This is a genomic window from Nonomuraea solani (genome assembly GCF_900108335.1).
Taxonomy (GTDB): Bacteria; Actinomycetota; Actinomycetes; order Streptosporangiales; family Streptosporangiaceae; genus Nonomuraea; species Nonomuraea solani.
Map to the genome: position 1 here is coordinate 550,977 of NZ_FNVT01000001.1, position 13,446 is coordinate 564,422.

Genomic DNA, 13,446 nt, shown 5'->3' on the forward strand with positions numbered 1-13,446 from the left:
GTCTGCCTGCCGAGCTGCGCTCGGAGTGCTGTGATGGATGTCCTCGCTACGCTGCGGATCCATCACAGCCACGTCCTAGGTCTCACAGCGTTGGCTTGGTCGATCAAGGCGTGACGCTCCTGGCGAGTTTCGGCGGCTACGGCGAGTTTGCGGAAGATGGTCTCCAGGCGTCTGCGGAGCCCTGGTTCGGTGAACGGGGCGTCGGCCAGGCGCAGGTCCTTGGGCGGTGATGGGCTCGTCTCCAGCCAGTCCAGCGCCGAGCTCAGCACCTCCGCCGTCAGCAGGTCGCGGCGGCGCGGGTCGAGATCGGCCTGGCCGCTCACCCGGTCCGCCGCCCCCACCAGGTCGGACGGCTGGAGCGCGCTCAGGTCGGGCCGCCGCACCACCGAGGCCGCCAGCGCCACCTGCGCCGCCACCCGGTAGACCGAGCTGGCAGGCACCTCGTCGAGCACGCCCGTCCGGCCGCTCCTGGCCAGCCCGAACGCCGCGCTGACGTAGGTGTGGTCGGTCCGCCAGACGCCCTCGTACCAGGTGGCCGCCGGCTGACCCGCGCACTCCAGCGCGAACGCCAGCGCCAGCTTGGGCGCCGGCTCGCCCGGCAGCTCGGACAGGCACGCGTCGAACAGCGCCACCGCCTGGTCCGCCTGCCCCGTGGCCAGCGCGAGCACCCCCTGGTACCAGGTGACCCGCCAGTCGCCCGGCAGCTCCCTGGCCAGCTCGTTGAGCACGATCGGCGTCTCGGCCGCGGCGTCCTCGGCCAGCAGCCTGGCCCGCATCAGCTTCGTCTCGGGCGTCTGCGGCATCGCGGCGAGCTGGTCGAGCAGTTCCTTGCCGTCGCGCCCGAGCAGCCCGGCCAGCGCCCCGGCGGCCGGGTCGGCCGGATCGACCAGCGGCACCGGCAGCGCGCCCGCCACCGCCGCCGGGTCGAGCGGCCCGAACACCTGGTCGCCCGCCTCCGACAGCGCCGTCCCCACCGCGGTCCGCTCGGGCCCGAACATCGTCGAGGGCGCCGGGTACGGCACCCCGTTCTCCAGGGCGCTGACCTCCCGCAGCACCCCGACGAGCTGCTCCTCCATCTCCCACGCGCTCTGGAACCTGTCGGCCGGGTTCGGGGCGGTCGCCTTGCGCAGCCACCGGGTGAACGACGGGTGCCCGCAGTCCACCGGCAGCGGGTTGGCCTTGCCGCCCGACGCCGGGCTGAACCCGGTCATCGCCAGCACCGCCAGCGTCCTGCCCACGGTGTAGAGGTCGGAGGCGACGGACGACGGCTGGGAGTCCAGCTCGGGGGCGTGGTAGCCGGTCGTGACCCAGGACGAGCCCACCGGCGAGCCGAACGGCTGGACCGCGCCCAGGTCGATGAGCTTGAGCCGCTTGCCGACCCTGATCACGTTGGCCGGTTTGAGGTCGCAGTAGACCAGGCCGTTCTCGTGCAGGTAGCCGAAGGCGTGCAGGATCTCCCTGCCGTACATCAGGACCTCGCGCAGCGGCAGCGGGCCCTGGCGGCGCAGCTCGTGCAGCGACTGGCCGCCGACATATTCCATGACGATGTAGCCGAGCCCGGCCGAGCGCTGGAAGTTGAAGATCTTGACGATGTTGGGGTGGTCGACCGTGGTGAGGAACTTGCGCTCGGCCTCGGCCGCCGCCAGCGCCTCGGCGTCCATGGTGTTGAGCAGGCCCTTCAGCACGACCCACCGGCCGTCGAGGTTCTCGTCGGAGGCCAGGTAGATCCAGCCGAGCCCGCCGTGGGCCAGGCAGCCCAGCACGCGGTACTGGTTGGCCACCAGTTCGTCCTTGGCCAGCTTGGGGGTGAAGGAGAACTGCGTGCGGCAGTGCCGGCAGAACCCGTCCGTGAGCCCGGGCCGGCCGTCCCTGGAGCGGCCCACCGGCTGGCCGCACGCCGGGTTGGCGCAGTAGCGCTTCTCCTCGGGCACCTCGGGGTCGGCCATCACGGCGGTGGCCGGGTCTCGGTAGGGGACCGATGGCAGGTCCGCGAGGGTGGCCAGCACGCCGGCCCGTGACCTGCCGCTGCTCACCGGCGAGCTCACCGACCTGCTCACCGGCCGGGTGTTCTCAGGGGTGGAGATGGAGACGGACGCGGACGAGGGCACGGAGGCCGGTGAGGCGGTCTCCGCGTGCCCGCACAGGTCGCAGTAGCCCTCTTCGATCGTTCCCGTGCAGCCGGGCTGCGCGCAGCGGGTCATCGTGCACCTCCGTGTATCGCGCGCTGGTAGTTCTCGACGGCGGTGGCCGCCTTCGTCAGATCGCAGGGCGCACTCCACAGGATCGCGCGCGCCCGCTCGTACAGGTGCCCGGCGGCCGGGTCCTCGGCCAGCCCCTTGCGCACCGCCATCGCCTGGCAGGCGCCGAGCCGCCCGCGCAGCTCGTCACGCCGGCCGACCAGCCCGTACAGGGCCCTGGCCGTGGCCAGCGACTGGTCGGCGGCCTTGCGGGCCTCGCCCTCCAGCGCGGACAGCCGCCTGGCCCGCTGCACCCAGGTGTCGGCGGAGGCGTCGAGCGCGTCCATCTCGGCCACCAGCGCCTCGACCCGGCTGCGCGGCTGAGCCTGGGGCGGCAGGGCGATCTTGACGACGACCGAGCCGTGGGCCAGCCTGGCCTCGCTCTCGGCCCCTCGCACCCGGTCCAGGGCGGCCACCAGGTCTTCGCGGCGCCTGGCGTATTCGGCCTTGACCACGACGGCCAGCTCCAGCTCGGCCTGGAGGCCGGTCAGCAGCCGGGCCATCCGGTCGAGGTCCTGTTCGACGGCGGCGCCGAGCGGGTCCTCGACCACGTCGGCGCGCATCCGGCGCAGCTCCGTCTCGTGCGTGGCCGGTCCGCCGCCCTCGCCCAGCTCGCGTTCGAGCTCGCGGATCCGGCGCAGGGTGGCGTCGGCGTCGTCGAGGCGGGGCAGCACGGTGTTCCACACCGCGTCGATGTCGTTGAGCGTGGAGGTGACCTCGCGGAAGGCGTCGTCCATCCGGGCCACGGTCTGGTCGAGGGTCAGGCGTTCGTCGGCCTGGGGAAGGAGTGAGCGCTGCTCGACCGGCTTGGCGGCGGCCCGCAGCAGCACGGAGGCGCCCGTGAGCAGCTCGGTCAGCCGGGCGAGCTGGTCGGCGCCCAGCCTGGCGCGCTCGGCCCTGATCTGCTCGGCGTCGCGCAGCACGGCCCGGTAGGCGTCGTTGAGTGACCACAGCGTGGCCAGCGCCTCGTGCGCCGCGCTCCAGCGTCGTCCGGTGGCGCCGCGTAAGGAGGCGCCCTTCAATAAGCGATAGGTGGTGTGGGATTCGAGATCGAGCAGGTCGCCGGAGATGCGGTCGCGTTCGTCGGCCCGAGCTCGCAGCGCGTGCTCGGCGCCTTCCCTGCTCATAGGTGGTCCCAGGCTCATCACGCTCCCCGTGAAGAGGCCCCCCGATGCCCCTTTATATCGGCTCAACGGCGGTGCCAGACGATTAAGTTCCTTTGGCTCGGGGGGACCCCTGAGTTGTCCCTGATTCAACCCTGTACCACCTGCAATCCGCTTAAAGGATCTCGTAGCGTTCCATGCATGGGACGCATACTTCTGATCATCGCGGCGATCGTCGCCGCACTCGTACTGCTCGGCCCCCTCGTGGGCTTCGCTCTCACGCTGCTCAAGTGGGGCCTCATCATCGGCGCCGTGGCGTTCGGCGTCCTTCTCCTGTCGAAGTGGGCCAAGAGGACATAGCTTCTGGAGTCATCCTTCGTCATAGTTGGGTGATGGAAGCGCGGCCCGCGGTCGACGATGCCGCGCTCGGGCGCGAGGCACTCGACGTGCTCGAGGCGAACTGGACGGGCGCCGGTACGGTGCCCGCGCCGGGGCTTTACCCGCACCAATGGAGCTGGGACTCGGCGTTCATCGTCATCGGCCTGGCCAGGCACCGCCCTGATCGGGCCCGCGACGAGCTGGTCAGCCTGCTGCGCGGGCAGTGGGCGACCGGGATGGTGCCGCACATCGTGTTCCACACGCGGGAGGCGTACTTCCCGGGGCCGTCCGTGTGGCGCTCGCAGGACAACGACGCCGCGCCGACCGTGATGACCTCAGGGCTCACCGCGCCACCGCTGCACGCGCTGGCGCTCTGGTGGCTCTACCGGCACACCGGTGACGCCGCGTTCGTCAGGAAGGCGTATCCGCTGCTGGTCGCCCAGCACGAATATCTCGCCTCGGCCCGCGACCTCGGCGGCGCCGGCCTGGCCGCGATCGTGCACCCGTGGGAGTCGGGCATGGACGACAGCCCGGCCTGGGACCAGCCACTGGCCAACTTACCCGTGATCCGGTACGGCTACCGCAACGTCGAGCTGGACGAACGCCACCCCGACAGCGACCACGACCGCTACGTATGGCTCGCCATGCGTTACCGGGACGCCGGCTACAGCCCCGAATACCTGCGCGACGAGCACCCGTTCGCCATCGAGGACCCGATGTTCAACGGGATCTGGCTGGCCTCCTGCCAGGCGCTGGCGGAGCTGGCGCCGCTGGCGGGCGCCGATCCCAAGCCCCACGCCGAGCAGGCCGAGCACATCAGGCACGCCATGATCGACCGCCTCTGGGACGGCTGCTACTTCGCCAGGGACCTGCGGACCGACCGGCTGATCAAGGTGTGCACGGTCGGCGCGTTCGGGCCGCTGCTGGATCCCGGGCTGCCCGCCGCCCAACTCCAGGCGGCCGTCGAGGTCCTGGAGTCGGCCCGGTTCATGGGCGCCACCGGTTATCCCGTGCCGAGCTGCGAGATCAGGGCCGCGCAGTTCGACCGCACCCGCTACTGGCGCGGGCCCTCCTGGGTGAACACCAACTGGCTGCTGCGCAGGGCCGCCGCCGTGCACCAGCTCGACCAGCTCGCCCAGCAGCTCACCAACGGCACCCTGCGCCTTGTGCGGCAGGCCGGTTTCCGTGAGTGCTTCGACCCCTTCGACGGCAGCGGGCGCGGCTGCCGGGACTTCTCGTGGAGCGCGGCGCTGACCCTCGATCTGCTCGCCGATAACGTGGTGGAATGAGCTTTTTCCGCCGCCTGCCCGCCGACGTGCGCAAGTCCCTGAAGATCGATCCGGGGGAGCGGGTGCTGACGTTCGCCCTCACCGAGGAGGGTCACGTGGTCGCCACGAACCTCGCGCTCCACCTGCCGGACGGGACGCGGGTGCCGTACGAGGAGATCGACAGGGCGTCCTGGGACGAGGAGGGCCTGCGCGTCGTCACCACGAGCGGCGGGCGGCACGTCGAACGGATCACCGAGCCGCGCTCGCTGCCCGAGACCGTGCGCGAGCGCGTCAACTCCACGATCGTGGTGAACAAGCACGTCAGCCTGCCCGGGAGGGGCGGCGTGCGGCTGGTGGCCAGGCGCCCGCCCGGCGGCGAGGTGCTCGGCTGGACCTTCGTCTTCGACGAGGGGCTCGACCCCGAGGACCCCGGCCTGCGCGCGCAGGCGGAACAGGCCCTGGAGGGGGTCCGGCGCAGCATGGGCGTGTGAGCCGCAGGCGTGCGGGGGTGTACGGCTCACGCCCATACCGCGATCAGTAGGGAATGCCGCTCTCGCTGGGCTTCTGGTTGATGCCCTCTTCGCCGGGCCAGCCGGTGCCGGTGTCGTGACCGTCGGAGTGAAGGAACGGGATCCGCTGCTGCAGCGTGTCCCCCACCCTCATCCTGGCCATCCCGGCGACCTTCGACGCCTGCGCGCCGAACACTCCCGCGGCCTCCTGGACCCGGGGGTTGTCGGCGACGCGCTGGGCCGCCCGTTTGATCTGCTCGTACCGTTCGCGCCCTGCCCGGCTGCCCAGCACGTAGCCGATGGCCAGACCGACGGCAAATGTCATTCGATAACGCATTTTGCACCTCCGCTGTCTCCGGGCCTACCCCGATCGCGATGCGACACGCACTCCCGGAGTGCGCTAATCTATTCATGCGCACGACGGAGGGGCCCAACCGCCCCGGCGAAGTGCGCGAAAGCTCGATCCCGCGTAGCTCAATGGCAGAGCAGCCGGCTGTTAACCGGCAGGTTAGAGGTTCGAATCCCCTCGCGGGAGCCAGTAGGAAAGGCCCCTCCCAGACCCTGGGAGGGGCCTTTCGCTTGTGCTCAGGAGGTGCGGTCGCGCCTGCCGATGAGAACGCCCGGCCCAGGCCGAGGATGATTCGGGCGGCGGCCGTTCATCGGGGACTGCTGGTGTACGGCAAGCCGGGCGTCTCCGGCCGCGATGGGCCTGGGGCTTGGGCGGAGGCGTACCTGAAGGGCGCTTCGGGCGCCTTAAGCCTCGCTTCAGGTGCGGCGCGGCACCCTCGGGAGCGTTCAGTCGTCTCGGGGAGGAGATCCCAATGGTGAAGCGACGCCTCGCGATCGTCGTCACGGCCGCCGCGCTCGGACTGGGCGCCCTGGCCGCGCCCGCACTGGCCGACGACGGCTCGGTGAGGGTGCACGGCGGGTCGGGCGAGTACGGCGGTCCGGACGAGCGGGTGAGGTTCGGCGGCGAGCTCCGCTGCTGGATGAAGGACGGCAAGGTCGTACGGTTCCCCAGGGCCAAGGTGACCGAGCTCATCGACGAGCGGTATCTGGAACCCGAACTGGCCGAGACCGTCGTCGAGAACGGCGTGACCGTCGTGCCCGCCGACCGGCTGTCGATCACCGTGCCGGCCAGGGAGCTGCCGCACCGGGTGATCGGCAAGCGGTGGCACAAGGGCCGCGTCATCCACCTCACCTGCGTGTGGACCGAGGACTTCAGGAGGTAAGCGGCCGGGCGTCTCCGGATCTTCCGGAGGCGCCCTTCTATTTCACGCTATGTAACGCGATCATCACACGTTCTCACGTTAGCGGGACAGAAGCGCGCCGCCCCGGGGAAAATGGCCGGGCCGGTCCCTCGCGGGCCGGAGCCGCGGGCAGTCGTTGACGGAGGCGAGGAGAGGGCGCCTCCACCAGGACGTGCCGCCGACCCGGAATCGGCGGGGCGCTCCGCTGACGGAGAAGTGCTGGTTGACGCGTGCCTACCTGGATCAGGTCCCTTCGTCCCTTCGATGCCCTCGCCGCGCGGGCGGTGCTCGAACGCACCACCGACCTGCGGGAGGCGGAGCGGTTCATCAGGCTGTACCACGCCGAGCATCCCTCGCTGGGAGGGCTGCATGCCCGGCTGCGCGACGTCGCCAGGGACGTGGCGCGTTACGGGACCTACACGCACACGTACGAGGAATTGGCGTTCGGGGCCCGGGTGGCCTGGCGTAACAGCAACCGGTGCATCGGCCGGCTGTACTGGCGCTCGCTGCTGGTGCGCGATCGCAGGCAGGTGAGCACGGCCGAGGGGGTGGCTCTTGAATGCGTGGCCCACCTGCGCGAGGCCACCGGGACCGGGAAGATCAGGCCCACCGTCACCGTCCTGCCCCCCGACACCCCGGCCCTGCGCGGCCCCCGGGTGCTGAACGACCAGCTCATCCGTTACGCCGGGTACCGCACGTCCGGTGGTGTGGTCGGCGATCCGCGCAACGTCGCGCTCACCAAGATCGCCGAGTCGCTGGGGTGGCGTGGGCGGGGTGGCCGGTTCGACGTGCTGCCGCTGGTCATCGATCCGGGGATGGGGGATCGGCTGCTGTGCAACCTGCCGGGGGACGTGGTGCTGGAGGTGCCGCTGGTCCACCCCGAATATCCGTGGTTCGCGGAGCTGGGGTTGCGGTGGCACGCGGTGCCCGCCATCTCGGACATGTGCCTGGAGATCGGGGGCGTCTGCTATCCGTGCGCGCCCTTCAACGGCTGGTACATGGGCACCGAGATCGGGGCCCGCAACCTGGCGGACGCCGACCGGTACGACCAGCTCCGGCAGGTGGCGGAGCGGCTGGGGCTGGACACCACCAACGAGCGCTGTCTGTGGCGGGATCATGCGCTGGTGGAGCTGAACGTGGCGGTGCTGCACTCGTTCGAGCTGGCCGGGGTCACGATGACCGATCACCATACGGAGTCGCGCCGGTTTCTCACGCATCTTTCGCGGGAGGAGGAGGCGGGGCGGGTCTGCCCGGCGGACTGGTCGTGGATCGTGCCACCGCTGTCCGGCAGTGCCACCCCCGTGTTCCACCGCTACTACGACGGCCGGGTCCTGACTCCGGCCTTCGTCCACCACCGCTGACCCACCGCACTTCGGCTGAGGTCCTTTGAGGGACGGGGGAGGGAGCGGAGGTCCTTCAAGGGCGGAGGTTCCTCCGGAGGGGCGAGGAAGGGCGGAGGCCTCTCTGAGAGGGCGGGGAGGTCAGGCGGTCTCGGAGGGTGGTGAGTTCGGTGGGGGTCAGGCCGGCCGACGTCAGGTACGCCTCCGCGTCGAGTTCGCGCAGGAGCGACCCGATCACCTGGTCCGTGGTGGTGCCGGCGGCGGTCAGGCGGGCGCGTACGCGGAGGGCGTCGTCGGGCTGGCCGAGCAGGGCGTAGAGAGGGCTCAGGCGGGCCGTGGAGCGCTCGTAGTCGGCCAGGATGTCGCCCGGTGCCACCCCGGCCAGCGCGAGCAGCAGGATGGCGATGAGCCCGGTGCGGTCGCGGCCGGCGACGCAGTGCACGAGCACTCCGCCGGGCGGCGCCTGGGCGATGGCGCGCAGGACGCGGGCGCAGCGGTCGGGAGCGTTGTCCAGGAACGGCCGCAGATAGAGCGGCGTCCCGCCGTGCAGGTCGCGGCCCGTGTTCATGGGCACGCTGACCACGGTCATCCCGGGCGGCCGGTGGCCGGGCTCCGCGTGGTGCTCGCCGGGGGTGCGCAGGTCCACGATCGTCCGTACGCCGTGCGCCGCGGCCGCCGCCCACCCCTGCTCGGTGAGCCGGTCGGGGGTGTCGGCGCGGACCACGGCACCCCAGCGGGTGCGCCGCCCGGCCGCGGCCAGCAGGCCGCCCAGGTCGCGTACGTTGTGACAGCCGTCCCACACCAGATCCCGGTCCACATCGCCCACCGTATCCTTGCCTTCCCCGCCTAGAACATGGTTCTGTTAGCCCATGGCGGAACTCGTGCTCTCAACGCTCGACCAGGGCGTGCTGACGCTGACCTTCAACCGGCCGGACACGCTCAATGCCTGGACCGACGCCATGGGGCGGCGCTATTTCGACCTGCTGGCCGAGGCCGAGCAGGACCCCGGGGTGCGGGCCGTGGTGGTCACCGGCGCGGGCAAGGGCTTCTGCTCGGGCGCCGACTTCAAGACGCTGGCCGCCCTCCAGGCGGGCGACTACGACGAGACGCCCGACCCGCGGCCCCACACCTTTCCGACGACGATCCGCAAGCCGGTCATCGCCGCCGTCAACGGGGCCTGCGCGGGGCTCGGCATGGTGCACGCGCTCGTCTGCGACCTGGTGTTCACGGCCACCGAGGCCAAGTGGACGACCGCGTTCCCGCGCCGCGGCCTGATCGCCGAGTACGGGCTGTCCTGGGTGCTGCCCCGGCTCATGGGGCAGCAGCGGGCCATGGACGTGCTGCTGTCGGGCAGGGTGTTCAGCGGGCGGGAGGCGTACGAGATGGGCCTGGTCAACCGCGCCGTGCCGCTGGAGTCGCTGCTGGCCGAGACCCAGGAGTACGCCAGGGAGCTGGCCCGGCACAGCTCGCCGGCGTCGATGGCGGTGATCAAGCGGCAGGTGTGGCACGACTGGGACGTCACGCTGGAGGAGTCGGCCAAGACGGCCACCCAGGAGATGATCGCCTCCTTCGGCCGTCCCGACTTCGCGGAGGGCGTCGCCAGTTTCCTGGAACGCCGCCCGCCGAACTTCCCGCCGCTCTGAAGCCCTTCAGGCGTCCCGCCGCTCTGAAGACCTCAGGCCACCCGGCGGGCGCCCGGCGCCGGGATGGCGGGCAGGTAGCGCGGGGCCTGGAAGCCACGCTCGGCGTAGGCGGCCGAGACCGACTCCTGGACGCTCTCCAGGCGCTCCACCGGCACCAGGGCGATGGCCGAGCCGCCGAAGCCGCCACCGGTCATCCTGGCGCCCCGCGCGCCGCCCCTGAGGGCCGCCTCGACGGCCACGTCCAGCTCCGGCGACGACACCTCGTACTGGTCGCGCAGCGACAGGTGGGAGGCGTTCAGCAGGGCGCCGATCTCCGTGACGGCGCCCGCGCGCAGCAGGCCGATGAGGGCCTCCACGCGGTGGTTCTCCGTCACGACGTGCATCGTGCGCTTGCGCTCGTCGCCCTGCAGTTGGTCCAGGGCCCCGGCCAGGTCGGTCACGTCGCGCAGAGCCGCGACGCCGAGCTTGCGGGCGGCCGACTCGCACTCGGCGCGGCGCTTGGCGTATTCGCCGCCCGCGTGCTCGTGGTGCGCCTGCGTGTCGATGATGAGCATGCTCAGGCCGTGGGCGGCCAGGTCGAGCGGGATGTTCCTGGAGCCGAGCGAGCGGCAGTCGAGGAACAGGGCGTGGCCCTCCTGGCACAGCGCCGAGGCGGCCTGGTCCATGATGCCGCAGGGCATGCCGACGAAGTCGTTCTCGGCCTTCTGGCCGAGCAGCGCGATCTCCATGGGCGTCATGCCCAGGCCGTGCAGGTCGTTGATCGCCGAGGCGACGGCCACCTCCAGGGCGGCGCTGGAGCTGAGGCCCGCGCCCTGCGGGACGTCGCCGTCGATCGCGATGTCGGCGCCCGCCACCCGGTCGCCCAGCATGTCGAGGACGCCCACGACGTAGCGCGTCCAGCCCTTGGAGTCCGCGTGCGTCGCCATCGTGACGGGCTCGCCGGAGGACTGGAGCGACAGCAGGCGGATCGTGCCGTCGGTACGCGGCGTGACCGCGGCCGTCACCCCCCACGGCACCGCGAAGGGGAGAACGAACCCGTCGTTGTAGTCGGTGTGCTCGCCGATCAGGTTGACCCGGCCCGGCGCGTGCCAGACGGTCTGGGGGGACGAGCCGTAGGCGGCCGTGAAAGCTTCAATAACGCGCATAACCGAACACTCCTCAACAAAGGCCCGACCGTAGACTAGCGCCATGGAGGAACTCCTGGATCCAGGGCTCGGCCAGGTCCGGGTGTTCCTGATGCACGACGACAACAAGCCGCGCAAACTCAAGTACAACCTGGGCCATCGCAGGCTGCTGACCTTCGGCGGCGCCTACTCCAATCACATCAGGGCCGTGGCCGAGGCGGGAGCGCGGCACGGCATCGAGACGATCGGGGTCATCAGGGGCGAGGAGCGCCTGCCGCTGAACCCGTCCCTGGCCCACGCGGCCGCCTGCGGCATGACGATCACCTACCTCGACCGGGCCGCCTACCGGCTCAAGCACACCGACGAATCGCTGGCCGCGCTGCGCGCGCGGTGGGGCGACGACGTGGTGATCCTGCCGGAGGGCGGGAGCAACGCGGCGGCCGTGCGCGGCTGCGCCGAACTGCCGGGGGAGATCACCGAAGACTACGACGTTGTCTGCTGCCCGGTCGGCACCGGCGGCACGCTGGCCGGGATCTCGGCGGGGCTGCCCGAGGGCCGGCGGGCGCTCGGGTTCGCGGTGCTGAAGGGGGCCTCGTTCCTGGAGGGGGAGGTGGCCAGGCTGCAGCGGGAGGCGTACGGGCGCACGTGGGCGAACTGGTCGGTCAACCTGGACTACCACTTCGGCGGGTACGCTAAGTCCACGCCCGTCCTCGACGGATTTATCGCGAAATATCGCGTCGAAGGGATCTACGTGGCCAAGATGCTCTACGGGATCCTCGACCTCGCCCGGCAGGGCGCCTTCGCCCCCGGCACCCGCGTCGTCGCCATCGTCACCGGTCAGCCTTCCACGTTCGTGGCCGAATGAGGCGCCCCGACCGGCTTCGACTCCGGTGAGCCCCGCTGGCGCAGATAGATCGACAGCACTGCCATCGACAGCACGGCCAGCAGCTCCGACTGCCAGTTCTGCAGGCTGCGGTTCCAGAACTCGGGCGAGGTGACGTACGCGCCCCAGGCCACCGGATCGCGCAGGTCGCCGAGCCGCTCCGCGTTGTACGCCGCCTGCCCCGCCACCGACTGGGCCAGCCACGACAGCAGGAAGATGGTCCCCATCACGAGCCCGAGCGAGTTGCTGAACAACCACAGCCGCGGCCCCCTGACCTTCGCCCAGCGGGGGGCGTCGGGGCCCGCGTAGGGTCCGACCTGCTGCTTCTCGTCCGACTCCGCCCCGGCGTCCTCCGGCTTCTTGGACTCCGGGGAGCCCTTCTGCACGAGCCAGACGGTGAACACGATGAACAGGAAGAACTGCAGATACTCCGACTGCCAGTTCTCGGCCACGTCCACCGCGAACGACGAGGAGATCACGTACTCCAGGAACGAGACCGGCTCGGCGCCCTCGGCGACTTGCAGGTCGTTGAAGTCGAGCAGACCGGCCACCGCCTGCCCGCCCAGCGCCACCAGGAACATCACCAGGAACGCCAGGGCCAGTGAGTTCTCCTTGATCCACCTCAAAGCCTCGACCACCCGATGGCGAAGAAGGAGGCCAGGCCGACCACGATCAGCAGCAGGGTCAGCGTGAACATGACGCGCATCAGTCGTCCACCTCGCAGTCGTAAGGCAGGTCGCCCTCCGGCTCACAGCCCGCGGCCCTGATCCGCCAGCCGTCGCTGAAGCGGTGCAGGAAGAGCGTGTCGCCGGCCAGCCGGACCTGGGCCTCGTCGCCCCACACGCTGACCGCGGACACCGGGCCGCCCGGGCCGAACCCCAGCTCCCGCAGCGCCTCGGCGCAACTCTGGCCGCGGCCGGGCAGCTTCTCGGCGGTCCTGCGGGCGAGCAGCGCGCAGGCGGACTCCTCCTGGTGGGCCGCCAGGGCGGTGTGGAAGCGCTCGGCCGTCCGCGCGGGCCCCTCCGTGTCCACGGCGCAACCGGCGGCGGCCACGGTGGCCATGGTGGCCACGGCCAGCACGAGTGCGGCGAGCGGCATCCTCATGCGCCTCTCGCTACCCCGGAGGAACGCGTCTATCCCAGCTGGTCGAGCACGGGCGCCACCAGCGCGTTCAGCTCGCGGGCCAGCACCGTCACCGCGCGGTGGGCGCGCTGCTCGACCTCCTCGTGCGGCCCCTCGGGCTCCGGCGGCAGGTCGTCGAGCGGCACCGGGGCCTCGACGAGCAGCGTGGCCCGCAGGAACGGGATTCTCGCCAGGTCCTGCTGGGTCGGCTCGACGTACTGGCCGAAGGTCTCCTGCCAGCCCAGCCAGCCGCGGTCGCGCCACCAGGCCCGCGACCGCCGCAGCTCCTCCGGCAGCGGCGAGACCACCCTGACCCGGGCGTAGAGCCCGCCGTCCCAGGTGTTGCGGTGGCAGGTCGCCTCGAGGACGCGGCGGTCCCAGCGCACGAAGCCGGGGGTCAGCGACGGCGGGGTGGCGAGGTCCCATGCCGTGCAGGCGAACCGTACGGGCGCGATGTCACCCCACTCGAACTCGTCGAGGTTCTTTCGCACGTGTACGGCGTAGCGCCCGTCACGGTCTCTGTCGAACTCCTGATCGATCCAGAACGCCTTGCCCATGAGTTCTACGCTACGGCGCTCCCGGACTTCCC

General features: G+C 71.3%; 15 protein-coding genes and 1 tRNA gene. 8 read left to right on the forward strand and 8 right to left on the reverse strand.

Annotation, left to right across the window (positions count from 1 at the left end; all coding sequences use genetic code 11):
- Window positions 1–62: 62 nt before the first annotated feature.
- Both C4V41_RS02540 and C4V41_RS02545 read right to left on the reverse strand, forming a co-directional pair.
- Window positions 63–2,201, reverse strand: a complete 2,139-nt coding sequence (locus C4V41_RS02540) for a serine/threonine-protein kinase (RefSeq protein WP_103954064.1) — start codon at window positions 2,199–2,201, stop codon at window positions 63–65.
- The gene (locus C4V41_RS02545) at window positions 2,198–3,364 is read right to left on the reverse strand and encodes a coiled-coil domain-containing protein (protein WP_103954065.1); all 1,167 of its coding nucleotides are present in this window, start codon (window positions 3,362–3,364) and stop codon (window positions 2,198–2,200) included. The genes C4V41_RS02540 and C4V41_RS02545 overlap by 4 nt, the downstream gene beginning before the upstream one ends.
- Window positions 3,365–3,541: 177 nt before the next feature.
- Here C4V41_RS02545 and C4V41_RS61630 point away from each other — a divergent pair, with 177 nt between their 5' ends.
- From C4V41_RS61630 to C4V41_RS02555, 3 genes are read left to right on the forward strand one after another with little or no spacing between them, the layout of a single operon-like run.
- The gene (locus C4V41_RS61630; RefSeq protein WP_160150143.1) at window positions 3,542–3,700 is read left to right on the forward strand and encodes a hypothetical protein; all 159 of its coding nucleotides are present in this window, start codon (window positions 3,542–3,544) and stop codon (window positions 3,698–3,700) included.
- 32 nt (window positions 3,701–3,732) lie between these two features.
- Window positions 3,733–5,007, forward strand: a complete 1,275-nt coding sequence (locus C4V41_RS02550) for an amylo-alpha-1,6-glucosidase (RefSeq protein ID WP_200823700.1) — start codon at window positions 3,733–3,735, stop codon at window positions 5,005–5,007.
- Window positions 5,004–5,477 (forward strand): hypothetical protein, encoded by a 474-nt coding sequence (locus tag C4V41_RS02555; RefSeq protein WP_103954067.1) that lies wholly within the window; start codon window positions 5,004–5,006, stop codon window positions 5,475–5,477. Before C4V41_RS02550 ends, C4V41_RS02555 begins: the two co-directional genes overlap by 4 nt.
- A gap of 43 nt (window positions 5,478–5,520) precedes the next feature.
- Here the strand turns inward: C4V41_RS02555 and C4V41_RS02560 are convergent, their stop codons facing one another.
- A complete protein-coding gene (locus C4V41_RS02560) occupies window positions 5,521–5,832 on the reverse strand; it encodes a hypothetical protein (RefSeq protein ID WP_103954068.1) in 312 nt (103 codons plus the stop codon).
- Window positions 5,833–5,958: 126 nt separating this feature from the next.
- Here C4V41_RS02560 and C4V41_RS02565 point away from each other — a divergent pair.
- The 3 genes from C4V41_RS02565 (at window position 5,959) to C4V41_RS02575 (ending at window position 8,106) form a co-directional block, all read left to right on the forward strand.
- Window positions 5,959–6,033, forward strand: a tRNA-Asn gene (locus C4V41_RS02565).
- A gap of 283 nt (window positions 6,034–6,316) precedes the next feature.
- On the forward strand, window positions 6,317–6,727 hold the full coding sequence (locus C4V41_RS02570; protein ID WP_103954069.1) for a hypothetical protein: 411 nt from the start codon (window positions 6,317–6,319) through the stop codon (window positions 6,725–6,727).
- A gap of 248 nt (window positions 6,728–6,975) precedes the next feature.
- Complete coding sequence (locus tag C4V41_RS02575; RefSeq protein WP_103954070.1) at window positions 6,976–8,106, forward strand: nitric oxide synthase oxygenase; 1,131 nt, start codon at window positions 6,976–6,978, stop codon at window positions 8,104–8,106.
- Window positions 8,107–8,161: 55 nt separating this feature from the next.
- On the opposite strand, the gene C4V41_RS02580 is transcribed toward C4V41_RS02575, so the two are convergent.
- Window positions 8,162–8,902, reverse strand: coding sequence for a tyrosine-protein phosphatase (locus C4V41_RS02580; RefSeq protein WP_235029867.1), 741 nt, complete (start codon window positions 8,900–8,902; stop codon window positions 8,162–8,164).
- 52 nt (window positions 8,903–8,954) lie between these two features.
- On the opposite strand from C4V41_RS02580, the gene C4V41_RS02585 reads away from it, so the two are divergent.
- A complete protein-coding gene (locus C4V41_RS02585; RefSeq protein WP_103954072.1) occupies window positions 8,955–9,728 on the forward strand; it encodes an enoyl-CoA hydratase-related protein in 774 nt (257 codons plus the stop codon).
- A gap of 32 nt (window positions 9,729–9,760) precedes the next feature.
- On the opposite strand, the gene galK is transcribed toward C4V41_RS02585, so the two are convergent.
- On the reverse strand, window positions 9,761–10,873 hold the full coding sequence (gene galK / locus C4V41_RS02590) for a galactokinase (protein ID WP_103954073.1): 1,113 nt from the start codon (window positions 10,871–10,873) through the stop codon (window positions 9,761–9,763).
- 43 nt (window positions 10,874–10,916) lie between these two features.
- Between galK and C4V41_RS65220 the strand changes: the two genes are divergently transcribed.
- Window positions 10,917–11,717: a 1-aminocyclopropane-1-carboxylate deaminase/D-cysteine desulfhydrase gene (locus C4V41_RS65220; RefSeq protein ID WP_103954074.1), complete on the forward strand. Its 801-nt coding sequence runs from the start codon at window positions 10,917–10,919 to the stop codon at window positions 11,715–11,717.
- On the opposite strand, the gene C4V41_RS02600 is transcribed toward C4V41_RS65220, so the two are convergent.
- The 3 genes from C4V41_RS02600 to C4V41_RS02610 all read right to left on the reverse strand — a co-directional run bounded on the left by C4V41_RS02600 (window position 11,690) and on the right by C4V41_RS02610 (window position 13,414).
- Complete coding sequence (locus tag C4V41_RS02600) at window positions 11,690–12,361, reverse strand: DUF6766 family protein (RefSeq protein WP_200823701.1); 672 nt, start codon at window positions 12,359–12,361, stop codon at window positions 11,690–11,692. The two genes, C4V41_RS65220 and C4V41_RS02600, sit on opposite strands and share 28 nt — an antisense overlap.
- Before the next feature lie 79 nt (window positions 12,362–12,440).
- The gene (locus tag C4V41_RS02605) at window positions 12,441–12,839 is read right to left on the reverse strand and encodes a hypothetical protein (RefSeq protein WP_146103496.1); all 399 of its coding nucleotides are present in this window, start codon (window positions 12,837–12,839) and stop codon (window positions 12,441–12,443) included.
- 29 nt (window positions 12,840–12,868) lie between these two features.
- A complete protein-coding gene (locus C4V41_RS02610) occupies window positions 12,869–13,414 on the reverse strand; it encodes a hypothetical protein (protein ID WP_103954076.1) in 546 nt (181 codons plus the stop codon).
- Window positions 13,415–13,446 lie beyond the last annotated feature (32 nt).

Coding starts and splice junctions, on each gene's coding strand:
- C4V41_RS02540 (WP_103954064.1), bottom strand. CDS start 2,201: ATGACCCGCTGCGCGCAGCCCGGCTGCACGGGAACGATCGAAGAGGGC.
- C4V41_RS02545 (WP_103954065.1), bottom strand. CDS start 3,364: ATGAGCAGGGAAGGCGCCGAGCACGCGCTGCGAGCTCGGGCCGACGAA.
- C4V41_RS61630 (WP_160150143.1), top strand. CDS start 3,542: ATGGGACGCATACTTCTGATCATCGCGGCGATCGTCGCCGCACTCGTA.
- C4V41_RS02550 (WP_200823700.1), top strand. CDS start 3,733: ATGGAAGCGCGGCCCGCGGTCGACGATGCCGCGCTCGGGCGCGAGGCA.
- C4V41_RS02555 (WP_103954067.1), top strand. CDS start 5,004: ATGAGCTTTTTCCGCCGCCTGCCCGCCGACGTGCGCAAGTCCCTGAAG.
- C4V41_RS02560 (WP_103954068.1), bottom strand. CDS start 5,832: ATGCGTTATCGAATGACATTTGCCGTCGGTCTGGCCATCGGCTACGTG.
- C4V41_RS02570 (WP_103954069.1), top strand. CDS start 6,317: ATGGTGAAGCGACGCCTCGCGATCGTCGTCACGGCCGCCGCGCTCGGA.
- C4V41_RS02585 (WP_103954072.1), top strand. CDS start 8,955: ATGGCGGAACTCGTGCTCTCAACGCTCGACCAGGGCGTGCTGACGCTG.
- galK (WP_103954073.1), bottom strand. CDS start 10,873: ATGCGCGTTATTGAAGCTTTCACGGCCGCCTACGGCTCGTCCCCCCAG.
- C4V41_RS65220 (WP_103954074.1), top strand. CDS start 10,917: ATGGAGGAACTCCTGGATCCAGGGCTCGGCCAGGTCCGGGTGTTCCTG.
- C4V41_RS02605 (WP_146103496.1), bottom strand. CDS start 12,839: ATGAGGATGCCGCTCGCCGCACTCGTGCTGGCCGTGGCCACCATGGCC.
- C4V41_RS02610 (WP_103954076.1), bottom strand. CDS start 13,414: ATGGGCAAGGCGTTCTGGATCGATCAGGAGTTCGACAGAGACCGTGAC.